Below are 18221 nucleotides of genomic sequence, written 5' to 3'. Positions count from 1 at the left end.
CTTATATGACGCGCCCATTATGGATAGGTCCTATCCGCGAAAAATTTTTTATAAAAAAGGTAGAAAGAATGGTTTGTGACCGGTTGACAGAGATTCTCGTAGCCGGGCAAACGCCTTGGTCATCTGATTCTTGACGGTTTTAATGGAAATTTTCATTTCCTCGGCAATTTCTGCGTTTGAAAGTCCGTCACGCTTGCTCATCAAGAATATTTCGCGGCATTTATCCGGAAGTTCATCTATCGCTTTCCATATTCTTGCGTCTCTGAAAGAGGTGTCAATGATTTCCTCGCACACCTCCGGGATTGTATCAATGTTTTCAAATTCCTTTTTTCTTCGAAGGAAACTCACACATTCATTTCTCACGCATCGGTAAATATATGAATTGAAATTCGCAATCTCGGTGCCGGAAGAAATACTTTGCCAAGCCTTCATGAATGAATCCTCCACAATATCCTCCGCATCGTCGGCATTATCAACGATACGGAGTGCGTACATGCCTAATGGCAAATACAGTCGTCTGAAATATGTCTCAAATTCCCGTACTGTCATTATTGTCACTTTTTCAAAGCATTATATAGGATCTGTCCTACGGGTAATTCTATTTTGATTTTTCTTGTTCCATTGCCAAGTTTCAAATATGGAGTTGCGATTGGCTCAAATTCATAGTGTTCCGTGCCGACTTGTTGAATCATCTGACCTCCCATTTTCACACCAAAATGTTCGGAAGCTTCATAATCAAAGTAACCTCCGAAACGCGACACTCCATAAAACCCAATCATTGCTGGAGGCATTGGCAGTCCGTTGGACATTACCGGAGGTTTACCCCAATAATAAGTGCCGAAACCAGTGAAAGATAATTGTGGCGAAAAATGATATGTCAGGCTCCCATTAAGACCATATTGAGTGTGTATTCCTCTGAAATAGCCGTATTTGTTGGCTATTCCTCCAACACAGAAAGACAGATTCCCAATTTGTTGATGAATCCCGATGCTTCCGCTGTCTATTTTCATCAGTCCCGGATATATGGAACTAAATCCGGATGCAACAATACTTCCCGTTTTCCACTCTAAAACATTAGACTGACCCGGCGTTAATGTCCATATTGGTAGTTTCAAATCTGATGTTTCTCTGCGTGCAAAAAAAGATGATGATAGTTTTGGAAAAACGTATTTAAAAGCAGGATTTTCAGATGAATAATAGGATGGCATCGCCTTGTATGAAATATCCAGATTGACAGGAATGCTGTCATGTCCTTTCGTTTCTCTTCCATAAATTTCGGCTTCTGTTTGGGCATGAGCAAAAACAGAAGTCAGGGAGATTATTACGGATAGAATATATTTCATTATGATTGCCTTTTTTGATAAGATACCGGAAAGATAAAAAAGTCCTACTCAAATATCATCCCATTTGTTTGTTGCTTGTGTTCTTCACAACTCTTTTCTGAAACGGAACATACCTTCACCGCCATCCCCGATAAAATTATCCGGCATCTCCGGTTCGGAATGGTGTGAATTGAAAAATTCAACAATGTGGAATCCGCATACATTAACATAGAAATGAATGTTTCGTTTGTCAAAATATGGTGTGCAGGTTTCCCAAACCTTGATTTCAGGATGGAGCCTCTCTATCTCCTGCCATATCCGCTTACCGACTCCTCTGCTTTGTGTTTCGGTTTTTACATACAGGAGATCCAGATGCCCGTAAGCGGACTCCGGCTTAATCACTATTATGGCTCCTCCCATCATTTCTCCGTCTAGTATTGCCTTATATGCTATCGAACCTTTGCAATCGAACGAACTTACAATATCGCTGAGAGGAAGAACGAAATCATCAGTTTTGCCATAATAGTCCTCAAAACCTTTCTGAAACGCGGCCTGTGCTTCTGCCATGAATATATCCTTGTCGGAAGCTGAGAGTATCTCCAGTCTGAATTGCTGATTGTCCATATACCTTAACTTTTATTGGTCAAGCCACTGCCGGAGCGTCTTTGACTTGTCACGGCTGACGAGTATCTCAACTTCCGGGAAATCGGTCAAGACCACTTTGATTTTTCTGTCCCAAAAGGAAACGAGCTTTCTTATGGAATTTATATTGACAATATATTGACGGTTGGCACGGAAGAACATTTCCGGTGGCAGTTGACTCTCGCAATCGTCAATGGTCATTTCAAGCGGGAAACTGGCACCGCTGTTGAGAAACAGCCGCAGTGTGCCGCAATCATGCGAGAGATATGCGACGTCTTCAACTTTCACAATTTCAAATCCGTCACGCCAAGGAACAAGAAATCGTTTGCGCACGGGTTGTCCGGCAAGAGGCAGTATATCCGACAGCCTTTCGGGATTCTGCCTCAAGGCTTTATCGATAGCCGCTGCAAGCTCCTCCCTGACTATCGGCTTGAGAAGATAATGGATGCTGTTGTAATTGAACGCCTTGACTGCGTATTCAGAATAAGCGGTTGTGAATATGATGCGTGTGTTGACGTTCATTTCATCGAATGCGTCAAATACAAGCCCATCGCTCAACCGGATATCTGAAATCACAATGTCGGGGGCATAGCCTTGGAGGAAATATTCCCTTACGGCGGTTTGAGAAACGAGCGGCCCATCTATGGTACATTTAGGGTCTATCTCGGAGAGCAGTTTCTTAAGCCTCAAAAAATTCGGCTGTTCATCTTCAATGACAAGTATCTTCATTTTGCGTGGAATAGGGGGAGTTCGGAAATGTATTTGTCATCTTCCTGACGGAAGGATATGTTGGTCTTGCCGAAATCCTCATACCGGTGGATGAGGGCGGACTGACCTATGCCATGTGAGGCGGGATTGTCGGTTAGAGGCCGGTAATCATTCACTACAACAAGGGAATCTCCCTTTGTCAGAATGGATACTGACATAGGTTCTTCAACGGAAAAACGATTGTGCTTGACTATGTTCTCAAATATTATTTGCAGAGAGCCACACAGTATCATCATCTGTCTTTCCTTGTCATTCAGCCAATAGTCTATCTTTATTGCATTGCCAAAACGAATACGCAGGAGATTCAGATAATGATCCAAATCCCTTATTTCATCCTGAAGGGGATGGATCGCTTCCATAGAATGGTCAAGGACTGTACGGTAAACCCTCGACATGGAGGTGAAAAAATCGACTGCCTTATCCGGGGCATAATCTATCAGTGAGATTCCGGCATTGAGATTGTTGAAAAGAAAATGCGGATTTATCTGGTTTTTAAGCGACTTGATTTTCATACCCGCGAGGAATTTTTCTTTCTTACGTAGAGCGGAATTTACCCATATAAGCATGTGACTGACGATGATGATTGAGATTACCGACGACATAACGTAGTTGTCAAGCCAATTCTCTCCGAGATCCCAAGGACAATTATGAAATATCCGGTCGTAGAGCCACCATTTAACCACTGATAAGGGGAAACATACAGCCATGTTGAAAAGCACTATTCCTGTTATTGTGACTGTGATTCTCTTATTAGTCCATTCAGTTATCTCCAATCGGCGTCGTAGAACGGCCAGAACCATACAATTTATAAAAGAAATTATCGCGCATGCCACCAAATCCAATATAATGCTGTTGACGGTCTGAGTCCACGTGAAATTTTCTTCCTCCGCCATCACAGGAATCCACAGGAGATTGTAGCAAAGGAAAATCAGCAGTGTTAGCCGACACCACTGCATTATCGATTTTTTTGTAAATATTGTAGTCATTGTGATTTCAGTTTACTGCTGCAAAGTTAGGGAATTCCCAATCGCATCAGGTTATAAAAGTTGTCGAAGCGTCAAAATCGGGGGGTGAAACGGCCAAAACCGCCATCGAACCGTCACCAGTCAGCCAAAGACGATTCAAGTGCAGAAAACGACGGTTCAAGTGCCGATTTGTACGGTTCGACCACATATTTCAATAACGCATGGGTATTCTCAATAATTTTGCACTGCGAAAAAATAGCGACATCAAAATGGACAATAGATTTATGAATATTCACATACGGCGCGGATGCCCCATAATATTGATATTGATACTGCTCCTGTTGTGCTGCGTCACATCATCTTGCAGTGTCATGTTAAACCCTGCGAACAGAGCCGAACAAGTGACACTGAAAGTTGAACAACCACTCCCGTCATCGAAATAATGAGTTTCCATATGATAAAAAAAATTTTAATCGGAGTGACCACCATAGGTGCTGTCGCTCTAACTTCGTGCAAGAACAATGGTGACGAATCCGGAGAGACCGTTCCCGAATTCCCGGCAATCACCATCTCTCCGTCATCAATGACAGTAAACGAGAGTTATTCAGCCTCCATACAAGGTCAGCAGGACATCGAGATTTATCCGCAGGTATCGGGTACAATCTCGCGTGTGCTTGTCAAGGAAGGGCAGCATGTTGCCAAAGGACAGCCAATGTTCATAATTGACCAAGTACCATATCAGGCGGCTTTGCGCACGGCAACCGCCAATGTCCATGCGGCGCAGGCTCAGGTAGAGACAGCGAGGCTGGATTATGAGAGCAAAAAAGAATTGTTCAAGGAAGAGGTTATTTCGGATTATGACCTGCAGACTGCAAAGAATACCTTGACAGCCGCCAATGCCGCGCTCGAACAGGCGAAAGCCGGCGAGGTTGATGCACGCAATTCATTATCCTACACCGAGGTTAAAAGTCCGGCTGCAGGAGTTGTGGGCACATTGCCGTTCAAAGTCGGAGCACTCGTAGGGCCGACAATCACACAACCGTTGACAACGGTATCGGACAACACAAATATGCACGTCTATTTCTCCATGACCGAAAACCAGATGCGGTCTCTGATGGGTCAATACGGCACTCCGGCTAAGATGATTGAGGGGATGCCCGAAATACAACTCCAGCTTAATGACGGAAGCATCTACGCCACGCCCGGCAGCGTGGTGTCGATAAGCGGTGTGATAAATCCGCAGACAGGAACGCTCTCAATAAAGAGCACTTTCCCGAACAAGGACGGGATACTCTGGAGCGGGGGTGTCGGTAATGTCATAATCCCGCATGTTGAGAAAGATGCAATTGTCATTCCGCAATCGGTGACATACGAATTGCAGGACAAGATTATTGTATATCGTGTCCACGAGGGTAAGGCCGAAGCCACATATATAAAAGTGCGCTCGGTAAACGACGGCAAGACCTATGTAGTTACCGACGGTCTGATGGCCGGCGACGTGATTATAAGCGAGGGCGTGGGACTCGTCAAGGATGGAATGTCGGTCAAGATAAAGAAATGAACTTATGAATCTGAGATATTTCATTGACCGCCCTGTACTCTCAGGCGTTATTTCAGTAGTGATTGTTCTTATGGGTATCATCGGCATATTTTCGTTGCCGGTGGAACAATATCCCGACATCGCGCCTCCGACAATCAACGTGTGGGCATCGTATCCCGGTGCCAATGCCGAAACAGTGCAAAAGGCCGTCATCATACCTCTCGAAGAGGCGATAAACGGTGTGGAGGATATGACCTACATGACTTCGACGGCATCAAATACTGGCGATGCGTCAATCAATATTTATTTCAAACAGGGGGCAAACGCTGACATGGCTGCCGTGAACGTCCAGAACCGCGTCAACGGAGCCTTGAGCCAACTTCCTGCCGAAGCCACGAAAATAGGTGTCACCACCGAGAAACAGCAGAACGCCGAGTTGCTGACCTTTGCGCTGTATGCTCCTGACGACCGTTTTGACCAGACTTTCCTGAACAACTACATCAAAATCAATGTGGAGCCGCGCCTCAAACGAATAGGCGGTGTCGGTAAAGTCCAGCTTTTCGGCTCAAACTACAGCATGCGCATCTGGATAAAACCGGATGTGATGGCTCAGTACGGACTCATTCCCGATGACATATCGGCGGTGCTTGCCCGTCAGAACATAGAGGCCGCCACCGGCTCGTTCGGTCAGAACTATGACGGGGCCAGTGAATACACCATGAAATACCGTGGTCGTCTGAGCACACCCGAAGAGTTTGGCGAACTTGTGATCAAGTCGCTCCCCGGAGGCGACGTGCTACGGCTCAAGGATGTGGCCACAATCGAACTTGGAGATGAATATTACAACTATTCTTCGGAAGTCAACGGTCACCCGGCGGCAATGGTGATGATAAATCAGAAAGGCGGTTCAAACGCATCGAGCACCATCAATGAAATCCATGAGGTGCTTGATGAGATAGGGCGCGACCTGCCACGTGGAGCGGAGTTTGTAGTGCTTACCGACTCCAACAAGTTTCTGTATGCCTCTATAAAATCGGTGGCCCGCACTCTGTTGGAGGCAATCCTGTTGGTTGTGATTGTGGTTTATGTGTTCCTTCAGGATATAAAGTCAACCCTTATCCCCACAATCTCAATATTTGTATCCATCATCGGCACCTTTGCCGTGATGTCGTTGATTGGTTTTTCAATCAACCTGCTCACCCTCTTTGCACTTGTGCTGGCGATAGGTACGGTTGTCGATGATGCCATAGTGGTGGTTGAGGCGGTGCAGGCCAAGTTCGACGAAGGCTACCAGTCGCCTGTGCTCGCCGCCGATGATGCCATGAAAGGAGTGTCGTCGGCAATCCTGACATCCACCATCATATTCATGGCAGTATTTATACCCGTGGCGATGATGGGCGGCACATCCGGGGCGTTCTATTCACAATTCGGTATCACTATGGCTGTCGCTGTCGGTATATCGGCAATCAACGCTTTTACACTTTCCCCGGCGTTGTGCGCCCTGTTGCTGAAACCTTACATTGACGAAAACGGCAACCAGAAAAACAACTTTGCCGCCCGCTTCCGCCGTGCATTCAACGCTGTGTTTGACCGTATGAGCCGACGATATGTCGCAGGAGTAATGATGATAATCCGCCGCAGGTGGATTATGTGGAGCACAATTGCGGTGTCTGTGGCGCTTCTTGTATTGTTCATGAACCTTACCAAGACCGGTTTGATACCGGATGAGGACACCGGCACTGTGATGATAAGCATGAACACGAAGCCCGGCACCTCTATGGCACGCAACGGAGCTATAATGGATAAAGTGACCCGGCGGCTTGACTCAATACCTGAGATTAACTATTCCGGAGCCGTGGCCGGATTCTCCTTTACAGGCTCCGGTCCTTCCCAGTCAATGTACTTCCTCAGCCTTGCAGACTGGAATGAGCGTAAGGAGCCGGGGCAGTCGGTGAGCGACGTAATCGGCAAAATTTATGAAGGGACTGCCGACATACCTGATGCCACTCTGTTTGCGATGTCACCTCCGATGATTGCAGGCTACGGCATGGGCAACGGTTTCGAGCTTTATCTTCAAGACCGGTCCAGCGGCGATGTGTCGGCGTTCAAGGCCGAGGCCGACAAATTTGTTGCGGCTCTCTCCAAGCGTCCTGAGATTGGCGAGGTGTATTCGGCCTTTGCAACAGACTATCCGCAATATTGGGTTGACATTGACGCTGCCCAATGTGAGCGCATCGGTGTGGCTCCGGCAGAGGTGCTTTCAACGCTTTCCGGCTATTATACCGGGTCGTATGTGTCGGATTTCAACCGCTTTTCAAAGCTCTATCATGTAACGATGCAGGCACCCGCTGAATACCGCATAAATCCCGAATCGCTAAATCACATGTATGTCCGTGCTTCCGACGGCAGCATGGCTCCGCTGAGCCAGTTTGTGAAACTGACCAAGTCCAACGGTCCTTCCGACCTTACACGGTTCAATCTGTTCAACGCGATTTCCATAAGCGGCTCCCCTGCTTCGGGCTACAGTTCCGGTCAGGCTCTGAATGCCATTGCCGAGACCGCCGGGGAGGTGCTTCCGGGCAATTACTCGTATGAATTCGGAGGTCTCTCGCGTGAGGAGAGCAAGTCGGGCAACAATGCCACAATGATTTTCGCTCTCTGTCTGGTTCTGATATATCTGATTCTTTGTGCCCTGTATGAGAGTGTGTTCGTGCCGTTCGCTGTTCTGCTTTCGGTGCCGTGCGGATTGATGGGCAGTTTCGCATTCGCCTATTTCTTCGGGCTGGAAAACAATATCTACATGCAGACAGGCCTCATCATGATCATCGGACTTTTGGCAAAGACTGCCATTCTGCTTACAGAGTTTGCCGGGAAACGGCGGAAGGAGGGGATGTCGCTCACAAAGGCAGCCTACAGTGCGGCGAAGGTGCGTCTGCGCCCTATCCTGATGACCGTGCTTGCTATGGTGGCAGGTCTCGTGCCTTTGATGCTCGCACATGGCGTGGGTGCAAACGGCAGCCGCTCTCTCGCTACCGGTGTGATAGGCGGCATGATATTCGGCACACTCGCCCTGCTGTTCCTTGTCCCGGCTCTGTTCATCGTGTTCCAGCATCTTCAGGAGCGATTTTTCCCACGAACAAAATCAGAAAAGATAAAATGAAAAAAATCATCATACCGGCACTTATGGCCGCCATCGTGAGCAGCTGCGGTGTCTATAAAAAATATGAGCGGCCGGAAATATCCGTTCCCGAAAGCTATCGTGATATTGATACTCCCGACACAACCACATTGGCCTCTCTGTCGTGGCGTGAACTGTTCACTGAGCCGGAGCTTCAGGCCCTTATTGATACAGCACTGGTTAACAATACCGACCTTTCGGTTGCACGCTTGAAAGTGAAGGAGGCGGAGGCAGCATTGTTTAACGCACGTCTGTCTTATCTCCCCTCTGTCGGACTGAATGCCGAAGGTGGAGTTGCACGGTTTGACGGCTCAACCTCGAAGACATACAATATAGGCGCCAATGCCAGTTGGGAGCTTGACATTTTCGGCAAGATGACCAATGCCAAGCGAGGAGCGGTGGCTGCGTTGGAAAGCAGCGAGGCATATCGTCAGGCTGTACAGAGCCAGCTGATCGCCACGGTTGCCAACAGCTATTACACATTGTCGATGCTTGACGCTCAACTCGGTGTGAATATCCGCACATTGGAAACATGGCGCAAGACTGTCAGGACAATGGAGGCTTTGAAAAAAGCGGGAAAGAGTAATGATGCCGCTGTACTTCAGGCACAGGCGAATGTGCTTTCTCTGGAATCCTCTCTGTTGGCACTGCAAAAAAGCATAAATCAAACCGAAAACTCGCTGTACGCGCTCATTGGCATATCGGATTATCCTGAGATCAGACGCGGAAGGCTTGTCGATGCAGTCTTTCCTGAGTCGCTTGTCACAGGTGTGCCATTGCAATTACTCGCCAACCGTCCCGATGTGAGACAAGCGGAACGAAATCTCGCACAGGCATTCTATGCCACCAACGTGGCCCGTGCCGCCTTTTATCCGAGCATAAGTCTATCGGGAACAATAGGCTGGACCAACAATGGGGGCGGTATTGTAGCCAACCCCGGCCAATGGCTACTGAACGCCATTGGTTCGCTTACACAACCGCTGTTCAACCGTGGCGCGAACATTGCCAACCTACGGATTGCCGAAGCGCAACAGGAGGAGGCGAAGCTCCTGTTCCGTCAATCGTTGCTTGACGCCGGGAGAGAAGTCAATGACGCGCTAGCCGCCTTACAAGTAGCTGATAATCAGATAACGACTACTGACAGTCGGGTGGAGACATTAAAAGAGGCGGTGCGCAAGACCGAACTGCTTATGCGCCACAGTCCTATGACATACCTCGAAGTGCTCACCGCCCAACAGTCATTGCTTGATGCTGAACTCACCGCACTTCAATCACGCTATGACCGCATTCAAAGCATTATCACGCTATATCACGCATTAGGTGGTGGTAAATGATAAAGCCAATACAATCATTACAACATAAAAGGCGGGGCAACTCGCCTTTTCTAATGATTATAAATTCCCAACCTAAATATCAATTTATGAACAAAGTTTTAATTGTAGATGCGTCTGCATCTGACGGGCGAATTATGCACGGTTTGTTGACACGAGCCGGTTATGAGCCTGTCGTTACCGATAGCATCGAAGCCGGGAAAGTAGAGGTGGCAAAGCTGCCACCCGGCGCGGTTATCGTCACGGCAATGCGTTTGTCCGACGGTACTGCAAGAGAGTTAATCAACTGGCTCAATGCCGAGGGATACAAGTTCCCGGTCATAGCCATAGTGGAAAACCTTAGCCCGATGGAGCTGATTGAAGTCATGGGCGACAGTGGCGCGGTGGCGATTATCCAACGTCCGGCCATTGACAAGCAGCTTGTGGAAACCGTCGGCAAGTATGCCAGACCGGAACACGTTGTTCTTACGCTTGGCAATCAACTAATCCCGCGCGTAAGCGAGGCATGGAAAGCGGTTGAGGAAAAGGTGTCAGCCATAGCCGTCACCAATGCAAATGCCATCGTGTTCGGCGAGTGCGGCACAGGCAAGGAACAGATCGCACGGCAAATCTATCTCCGCAGCTCACGGGAGCAGAAACCGCTCACCATAGTAGAGGCCGGCAGTGCGGCATTTATCGGCAGGCACGACCCGGCATCAGACCGTAGTGAGATTTACGACCGCATCAAGAGCTATTTCGCAAAGGCGGCAGGCGGCACTATGATTATCAAGAATGTGCATCTGTTGTCGTTTGAAAAACAATCGGTGTTGCTGCATATCCTTGAAACGGAACACCCCGATGTTCGCGTCATCTGCACCGCAGAGCCGGAGTTGTTGGGCATGGTTGCCAACAAGTCATTCAGGGCAAACCTGTTCTATATGCTCCGACAATCCGACATCGCAGTGCCGTCGCTGAAAGAAACAACGGAGGATATTCCTGTAATAGCCGACTTCTTCTTGAAGTCCTATGCCGCCAAGACAGGCAAGGAGCGTAAGCGGCTCGACGCATCGGCAATAAAGGCACTTAAACTCTATCCGTGGCTCGGCAACGTGCGCGAATTGAAGGACATCGTCCTTTTCGCCGCCTTCCACGCCAAGACCGATACAATCACTGAGGCAGACATCACTTTCAACCTTTCCGACACTTCGGTGACTTATGACCTGAGTTTACGTAATCCTCAAAGGGAGCGTGACCAAATTATCGAAGCTTTCCACAGAGGTGGCAGCTGGAAGCAAGCCTCAAAACTGCTAAATATCACCGAGAAAACGCTGATTAGCCTTCGCAAAAAGTACGGGATTGACAGCAACGGTGAAATCCAGTCTTGATTACCTCGCTAAAAATTAGTACCTTTGCAACGTAAATAGCAAAGATAGCACCCGTAGAGTCGGGCGCATTCAACAATATAGGATAACATAATTTCCGCAGAAGTTCCATTGTAAATCTGCAAAATTAACAAAGGACGAACTTGGCGTGAGGATTATGCTATGCTTGTCGCATAGCGTATAGTCACTCAAGCTATCGTCCAAGGCATTGCAGAGCCGACAATGGTTAGCGTAGGTTTCTATACGCTATTTTTTGCTCTTAACATTACCTCTGAAAAATAACCAAAAACCTTTACCTTTCTACAATCACCACTATAATCCGGCAAATCGTTATATTTTAACAAATGAAATTTTATTTATCATATCCGGCGTAATTTCAATAGATTACAAATTTAACAATCGTAAAATAATCCCAAAGGCAATCCATTCAGTTATATTGTCAAACGAGGCGCAATCCTCGATAAGTTTAACACAAAACACATAACCGAATGGAAGCAACAACTCCACCGAACACTCCCGGCTTCAACAGGAAGCCCACCCGTAAAAACCGCAAGACGTTCAACAGCCGCAAATCCAGCGGCTACCCTAAGTCTCTCCGCTCATCACTGGCGGAAGCTCCTCCCGAAGCAACAGCATGGCTCTACGGCTCAATGTTCCTGATGATTGCTGCAAAGCTCCTCGCTCCGATGATGGAACTATCCACCCCGTCAACCGCCGAGTAAGCAGATGGAACAGACCGCAGAAGAAACAGCGGATTTCCAGACCGCAGTGCAGGCATACGTTTCTCTCATCGAAGAACGCGCCCGTAGTCCCTGCCAATATCCCACAGGAAACAAACCGAGACTTTTCTTTCACAGTGAACCGATAATCCTTCTTGAAGACATCATCACCGGGCTTAATGTCAGCGAGAGGACTATCCGCCGATACCGCGACGCAGGAAAGATTGAGGTTTACGAGAGTATTGAAGGCAACATCAAGTTTGTTCTTCAGCGCGACCTCGACAGTTTCCTTGAACAGACCTTCATAAGTTCTTCCCATCCAGAATACAGAACCTTGAAGCGTAAACCCAAAGCCGGCAGCTCAACCGCCAAAACCACCACAAAATCCCCAACTAAATTAAATTATGGACCAGACCACAGAACAGCAGGAATTGCTGGTGGCCCGCAATAATGAGAGCGGGCAGGTGGGAGTTGTCGTAGGGCAGAATCCTGACGGCACTCCACGGATGGCAGACGTAAAGTCAACACCATTCAGCGAACTCATCAAGTTCAGCAAAGGGCAGAACCCCCTCGAAGCGTTCATGTCAAATTTCATGCGGCAGGCAAAGAACCCCACGATGTTCAGCTTCTTCCGACTGCCCGCCGACCGTTATGGAGCAATCGCCACGGCAATGGTCGACCTCATTCAGAAGCCGGAGGAAAATGCCGAGATGCTGAAACCGTACAAGGTGGAGGTTGACACTCCCAAAGAGACGGTTGAACAGAAAGAGGAAGAAGCGCCCACGCAGGAGCCGGAAAAGTCAACGGCAGTCAAGACGACACCCATTGACCCTGACCGCATTGACTGGGCTAAAATAGAGAAACAGTGGGGCATCACGCGCGACGACCTCGAAAAATCAGGGGCACTCAACCAGATGGTATATAACCACAAGTCGCCGCAGTTATTCACAGTAACGCCCCAGTTCGGCGACGAGAAATATTCGCTTGAAGCCAAGCTCTCGTTCCGCACCAACCCCGACGGCTCATATTCACTCGTGCCACACTTCGTCCGCAACGAGCCGCGACTCGACCAAGATTTCAAGGGGTATTCATTCACAAAGGAGGACAAGGCGGAACTCCGTCAGACCGGCAACCTCGGAAAGCCTGTCGAGCTTACCGACCCCAAGACCGGGGAAAAGGTCAAATGCCTCGTGAGCATCGACAAGCTCACCAACGAGATTGAGGCACTTCCGGTAGATAAGATATATATCAAGCCCAAAGTTGCAAACATCGACCTTGACATGAGAGCCATCGGAATACTCAAAAACGGAGGCTTGATAAGGGAGCAGCATGTGGAACTCCCCAACGGCGCGAAATTCACCGCCGACCTGCAATACAGCGCATCGAAGCGCGACATCGTGTTTGTCAATTCTGATAAATACCGTCAGGAGCAGACACAGGAGAACAAAAATCAGGAGCAGGTCAAGGACACATGGCACACAGCCGATGGTTCAATCAAGCGTCTTGAACACTGGTGCAAGCTGCCTCTCAACGAACAGCAGCAGGCGGATTATCTCGCCGGAAAGAAAGTGCTTGTCGGAGAGGGCAAAGACAGATTCGGCAATGACTGCACCATATATTTCCAGTACAATCCTGAGCTTCGCAAGCCCGAAACCACACGGGTGTATCCCGACCAAGACAAGGTTGTAGGTGTTGCGGAAGAAAGCAAGACGCAGTATGCCGTTAACAATCAGGGCAAGACCAACGAGGCCACAAAGAACATGAAAGAGCCTCTCCAGCGCGGACAGACTGCACCCAAAGACGACAGTCAGCAAAGGCAGCAACGTAAACCAAAGGGTCCGAAAGTCTGACGCGCTGCCGCCACCACTGATACTTATTCCACAGTCAAAGCCGACTGCGATTCAAACTGAACAGTATCCCCAAGGCAAGGGGATAGCACCCGCCGTCCCCGTGCCTTTCAATAAATCACCACAAATCCAGCTATGATTATCATCTTAGCACAAATCCAAACTAAATTATGATTTTAATTATCTGCGAAAACAATCGCACAACCAACACCGTGGCCCTCGCAATGGGTGCCAACCTCGAAATAAATCCCGGCATATTCGCCTCGAACACACTGACCGTCGCCACCGTACCTGAAAAATTCATCCGCCAGACACCTCTCTGCGAGATGGCTGAGGACCGCTATCCTTTCATTCCGGAGAAGTTCAAGATGGCAGTCACAATGAAGGATCTGGAGCGAGAACTCAAACCATTGTTCCGTGAAGCCGAGGAAGTGGTGTTCGCTTCAAACGGCGGTGCAGACGCTCAGGCGCGTTTCTTCAACATCTGCCGCCACTTCCGCGTGGGTTGCCCCACAAGCCGCATGTGGCTAACACGTCTCAGCTACGGCGCAATCCGTGGAGCGTTCCACTACCGTGAGAGTGGCCGACACCTCTACCGCCTCGCCCAGACGGGACTCGTGTCGAAGGGTATGGATATGCTCTTTGAGTACAATATCGGTCAGGCATTCACCCATATCGGACTGCCTTACGCCAAACTCACCCGTCAGGAGGCAGTCGCGTTGGAACATATCGGCAATATCGCCTGCGGCATTGATAGCCCCGATGAGTCCGGCTACTCAATCCGCATCAACGTGAACGGTCATAGCGAACTGGAGTCGCAAACCGTTTGGGAAGATGAGAAAGAGGCGGAGCAAGTTCTGAAGGCTCTCAATCTCGGCGATGAAATCCCGGCGACAATGACCGTGACAGAGACCACCGCATACAACCTCCGTTTCCATACGCTTCTCACTCTCCAGATGGACGCTTATAACAACCTCGGTTTTGCCCCGTCAAAGACTGCAAAGGTGGCGCAACGTTTGTATGAGAAAGGGTATATCTCATCGCCGCTGGCATCATGCCCACATCTTCCTGAGATACTGCGCGGCCACCTTGAAACCGTTTTCGGTGAAACCGCCGGGTACCCGTGGGGTGACAACAGGGCAACGCTCAACAACCACGCCATCATCACGCTCCGCAAAGCGGAGGCCGGCATGACGACAAGCGAGGTGCAGCTCTATCGTCTTATCTTCAACCGCATGAAGGCGGTTGTGGAGCAGCAGCCGACACACAAATACGCTACCGTGGAGTTTTCAGTCGGCGACAATGTTTTCTACCGCCAGTGGGAACTGACCGGCGAAGCATACGAAGTGACTGAGCCGGGAACATTCAACACAACCGTCAAAATCGGCGATGCCGCCGTCTATCCCTGCGATATGCCGGGAATGTCAGCCGTATTCACCGATGTGATGTGCAGCCTCACATCAAAGGTTGAGTATGTTGACGAAATGATGCACACCAATGTGCCTTTCACAAAATCAACCAACGACTACGGCAGCGTCTTCAGCTCTCTCATCAGCAAGGGGCTGGTCTGCATCGAGGGCAAGGAGATTGCCCTCACGCCAGAAGGTCAATACGTGTTCGATGAACTTGTCGGCAAGGAGTTCGGAGCCGCGCTCCTCACATGGCAGTTCGAGGCCAACGACCTATACGAAGGCGACCAGACCGGAAAGTCGGTAATGGACGGTTTCTGCAACACGCTCCAGCACATGGTGGAGATGATAGACACGGAAATCACCCTCCAGATAGCTCCCAAAGCCATTTCTACCGAAAAATAATCGGCTCTACATAGCTGAAAATCGGATAGAAATCGTTAACTTTGCCACTGAATCGCAGTCATAATTTTATTTTGATTGTGGATTTAGTGGTGAGGCAGCGGGAGGGATACCCGCTGCCTTTTTAACTGTCATCCACCCACCACTTTATCCACAAACTTTATGGAAGTATTACTAATTGAGAAGGATACCCTCGACTGTATCCTCGACGAGCATGAACTTCTCTGCAACATGGTTCTCGTTCTGGCTAATCGCTTGCGCCGAAAGGAAGCAGCGGACTTGATGACTTCTGATGAAGTCTGCGATTATCTCAGAATTGGCAAGACTACGCTTCAATCGCTGCGAAATAGCGGCAGGATTGGATATTACAGGATTGATGACGGCAGCGTCAGGTACCCTGTCACCGAAGTCATACGCTTCATGGAGCAGAACGGTATTCACACAAATTTGGATGCGTATGAGGAATGAAATTGTGACAAAATCGGATATGCGTATTCTCGCAGCCCGTTCTCAGACCCAAAAAGCATTTGAAGCCGTCGGCATAATCCGTGACAGCCACCACCCGGTTCTTGCCGGAGTCTGTTTCCTTGATGATAAGGAGGTAGCTGAACGCCTCCGGGTAACAAGGCGGACAGTGCAGAACTACCGTGACAAAGGCATTCTCTCATATTATATGATATGTGGCAAATGCCTGTATCCGGAGCATGAGATACAGCAGATGCTTGACGAGAATTATCACCCACCATACTACGATTAACGACAAGAAAGGCGACAGCCGAGGTTAAAACTCGATTGTCGCCTTTATATTTTAGGGTATTGGTTCGTTTACTTTGACTTTTTGGGTCGTCCGCGCTTAGGCTGAGGTGGACGCTCAAAAGTGGTCGGTTGTTCCGGAAGTGGTTTGATGTTGACTTTCAGACCATCGAACTTATCTCTCATGTGACCCATGTCAGCTGACACCGTTTGTTCCAGCATCGTAGCATAAATTTGGGTCGTGGTAATATCACGGTGTCCGAGCATCTTCGATACTGTTTCGATAGGCACATGATTGTTGAGCGACATTGTGGCGAAGGTATGACGGGCGATGTGAGTTGTCAGGTGCTTGGTGATTTCCGCTTTGCTTGCTATCTCATCAAGATATGAGTTCATGCGCTGGTTGGAGATTACCGGGATTACACCATCTTTTTCCACCACTCGCGGATGCCCCTTATATTTCTCCATGAGTTGACGGGGGATTTCAAGCATAGGTATCACACTCAACTCGTCTGTTTTTTCGCGGGTCTTGCGTATCCACATCTCGCCCTTGTCATCGGTGACGATGTGTTCACGTTTCAGTGTTGACACATCGGCGAAAGCCAGTCCGGTGAAGCAGCAGAACACGAATGTGTCGCGCACGAGGTCGAGGCGGGAAAGATTGCTCAGGTCAAGCTCGATGATGCGCTGGAGCTCTGCCTCGGTCAGTTTCTCGCGCTTGGGTTTTGTGCGGACATACTTCTTTCCGAGGAAAGGGTCGTCCTCAATCCACTTGTTGGCGATGCCGGTTCGTATCACGCTTTTAAGATAGCGGATATAGCGGACGGCAGCGTTGTTGGCACATCCTTTCTTAATGCGGAGGAAATGCTCGAAATCGTCCACCATACCGGAGGTGAGCTTCTTTATCGGAATGTCTTTCACATTCTGATTGTCAATTAGGAACTCCTCCAGATACTTCACGCATCGCTCCCAGCGGAGGCGCGTACCCTCGCAGATGTCGCCGCGCTCGTTCTTGTCCTTGACTTTCTTGTTGACCTCGCGGAACGCCTCGCAGAGCATCATCGGCTTCTGGAGCTTGCCGAGAAATGCCTTTTTCAGAGTGTCGGGATTCACCATCTCATCGCGCATGACGAGCTGGTTGTGAATCTCGCAGATTTTGGTGCGGATGGTGTCGAGGTAGCGGTTAAGCTCCAAGTCCTTCTTGGTCTTGCCTTTTGACTGGCCTTTGGCTGAGTCCCAGTTGTTGGGAGCGATGTAGCGGTTGGTGTAAACCTCCGCACGTTGCCCATTCATCGTGATGCGGAGGGCTATGGGCATTTCTCCCTCCTTGTTCATTCGCGCCTTCCTCGCTATGAAGTTGAGCGAGAAGTAGCTTTCGTTGGATAACTTCATTTGTCTCTTGTGGCTTTAATGGTTAATACTAAAGATACAAAATTTTTCTCGGTTTTACAATCTGTAAATCCGAAGGACAAATGAAATGTCTGGGTAGTGGGGGTACAATTTCAGCGGTTTTCGCCGGATTGAGGAAAATGTACCCTCGTTTTGTACCCTTTCTTAACACTTTTTAATAGCCGTCGCCTGCTAAAAAGTTCTTATAGGGCAATCAACGAAAGGTTTTTCGGCATCTGTGACCTCCTTAACCGCCACCTTGATTGCATTACTTCTGCACCCCTGCTGCAAGGTCTGAGGGTACAACCATAATCAATCTTATTTGTTGCAACATATTGAAAAATAACGAAATACAGCCTTGCGAGGGTACAATTCGCGATACAAATTGAGGTGTACCCTTTTTGCACACCGGCAGTTTCAATATTTTGCGCCGATTGGTGGTTGGGGCAAAAAGAAAAATCTCTGAAAACCAGCGATTTTCAGAGATTTGCTTCGGTCTGATAGACCCATCTGTGACCCCGGAGAGGCTCGAACTCTCGACCCAATGATTAAGAGTCATTTGCTCTACCAACTGAGCTACGGAGTCATGTATTTC

Annotated in this window: 16 protein-coding genes and 1 tRNA gene; 10 read left to right on the top strand and 7 right to left on the bottom strand. The window is 48.8% G+C overall.

Going from position 1 to position 18221, the window contains the following annotated elements; genetic code table 11:
- Nucleotides 1-48: 48 nt before the first annotated feature.
- From E5354_RS02740 to E5354_RS02720, 5 genes are all read right to left on the bottom strand, one after another.
- Nucleotides 49-549: an RNA polymerase sigma factor gene (locus E5354_RS02740; protein WP_246863724.1), complete on the bottom strand. Its 501-nt coding sequence runs from the start codon at nucleotides 547-549 to the stop codon at nucleotides 49-51.
- Nucleotides 550-554: 5 nt separating this feature from the next.
- Complete coding sequence (locus E5354_RS02735) at nucleotides 555-1343, bottom strand: hypothetical protein (RefSeq protein WP_135946337.1); 789 nt, start codon at nucleotides 1341-1343, stop codon at nucleotides 555-557.
- An 84-nt stretch (nucleotides 1344-1427) separates the two neighbouring features.
- The gene (locus E5354_RS02730) at nucleotides 1428-1946 is read right to left on the bottom strand and encodes a GNAT family N-acetyltransferase (protein WP_135946336.1); all 519 of its coding nucleotides are present in this window, start codon (nucleotides 1944-1946) and stop codon (nucleotides 1428-1430) included.
- A 12-nt stretch (nucleotides 1947-1958) separates the two neighbouring features.
- The gene (locus E5354_RS02725; RefSeq protein ID WP_135946335.1) at nucleotides 1959-2693 is read right to left on the bottom strand and encodes a LytR/AlgR family response regulator transcription factor; all 735 of its coding nucleotides are present in this window, start codon (nucleotides 2691-2693) and stop codon (nucleotides 1959-1961) included.
- Nucleotides 2690-3718, bottom strand: coding sequence for a sensor histidine kinase (locus E5354_RS02720; RefSeq protein ID WP_135946334.1), 1029 nt, complete (start codon nucleotides 3716-3718; stop codon nucleotides 2690-2692). The genes E5354_RS02725 and E5354_RS02720 overlap by 4 nt, the downstream gene beginning before the upstream one ends.
- Nucleotides 3719-4151: 433 nt before the next feature.
- Between E5354_RS02720 and E5354_RS02715 the strand changes: the two genes are divergently transcribed.
- The 10 genes from E5354_RS02715 to E5354_RS02670 all read left to right on the top strand — a co-directional run bounded on the left by E5354_RS02715 (nucleotide 4152) and on the right by E5354_RS02670 (nucleotide 16241).
- Nucleotides 4152-5258, top strand: coding sequence for an efflux RND transporter periplasmic adaptor subunit (locus tag E5354_RS02715; protein WP_246863723.1), 1107 nt, complete (start codon nucleotides 4152-4154; stop codon nucleotides 5256-5258).
- A 4-nt stretch (nucleotides 5259-5262) separates the two neighbouring features.
- Nucleotides 5263-8397, top strand: coding sequence for an efflux RND transporter permease subunit (locus E5354_RS02710; protein WP_135946332.1), 3135 nt, complete (start codon nucleotides 5263-5265; stop codon nucleotides 8395-8397).
- Entirely contained in the window at nucleotides 8394-9749 is a 1356-nt protein-coding gene (locus E5354_RS02705) for an efflux transporter outer membrane subunit (protein WP_135946331.1), read from the top strand. The genes E5354_RS02710 and E5354_RS02705 overlap by 4 nt, the downstream gene beginning before the upstream one ends.
- A gap of 86 nt (nucleotides 9750-9835) precedes the next feature.
- A complete protein-coding gene (locus E5354_RS02700) occupies nucleotides 9836-11110 on the top strand; it encodes a sigma-54-dependent transcriptional regulator (RefSeq protein ID WP_168353807.1) in 1275 nt (424 codons plus the stop codon).
- A 485-nt stretch (nucleotides 11111-11595) separates the two neighbouring features.
- Nucleotides 11596-11829, top strand: coding sequence for a hypothetical protein (locus E5354_RS02695; RefSeq protein ID WP_135946329.1), 234 nt, complete (start codon nucleotides 11596-11598; stop codon nucleotides 11827-11829).
- Nucleotides 11830-11833: 4 nt separating this feature from the next.
- A complete protein-coding gene (locus E5354_RS02690; protein ID WP_128703518.1) occupies nucleotides 11834-12277 on the top strand; it encodes a helix-turn-helix domain-containing protein in 444 nt (147 codons plus the stop codon).
- A complete protein-coding gene (locus E5354_RS02685; protein ID WP_135946328.1) occupies nucleotides 12231-13676 on the top strand; it encodes a DUF4099 domain-containing protein in 1446 nt (481 codons plus the stop codon). The genes E5354_RS02690 and E5354_RS02685 overlap by 47 nt, the downstream gene beginning before the upstream one ends.
- Nucleotides 13677-13843: 167 nt before the next feature.
- The gene (locus E5354_RS02680; protein WP_128703520.1) at nucleotides 13844-15487 is read left to right on the top strand and encodes a DNA topoisomerase; all 1644 of its coding nucleotides are present in this window, start codon (nucleotides 13844-13846) and stop codon (nucleotides 15485-15487) included.
- A gap of 159 nt (nucleotides 15488-15646) precedes the next feature.
- The gene (locus E5354_RS14450; protein WP_128703521.1) at nucleotides 15647-15952 is read left to right on the top strand and encodes a helix-turn-helix domain-containing protein; all 306 of its coding nucleotides are present in this window, start codon (nucleotides 15647-15649) and stop codon (nucleotides 15950-15952) included.
- Nucleotides 15942-16241, top strand: coding sequence for a helix-turn-helix domain-containing protein (locus E5354_RS02670; protein WP_168353806.1), 300 nt, complete (start codon nucleotides 15942-15944; stop codon nucleotides 16239-16241). The genes E5354_RS14450 and E5354_RS02670 overlap by 11 nt, the downstream gene beginning before the upstream one ends.
- A 68-nt stretch (nucleotides 16242-16309) precedes the next feature.
- On the opposite strand, the gene E5354_RS02665 is transcribed toward E5354_RS02670, so the two are convergent.
- Nucleotides 16310-17629: a site-specific integrase gene (locus E5354_RS02665; protein WP_128702820.1), complete on the bottom strand. Its 1320-nt coding sequence runs from the start codon at nucleotides 17627-17629 to the stop codon at nucleotides 16310-16312.
- A 510-nt stretch (nucleotides 17630-18139) separates the two neighbouring features.
- Nucleotides 18140-18212, bottom strand: a tRNA-Lys gene (locus E5354_RS02660).
- Nucleotides 18213-18221: the final 9 nt, after the last annotated feature.

Source organism: Muribaculum sp. NM65_B17 (assembly GCF_004793735.1).
GTDB classification, from domain to species: domain Bacteria; phylum Bacteroidota; class Bacteroidia; order Bacteroidales; family Muribaculaceae; genus Muribaculum; species Muribaculum gordoncarteri.
This window is presented reverse-complemented; position numbering and strand designations above follow the sequence as displayed.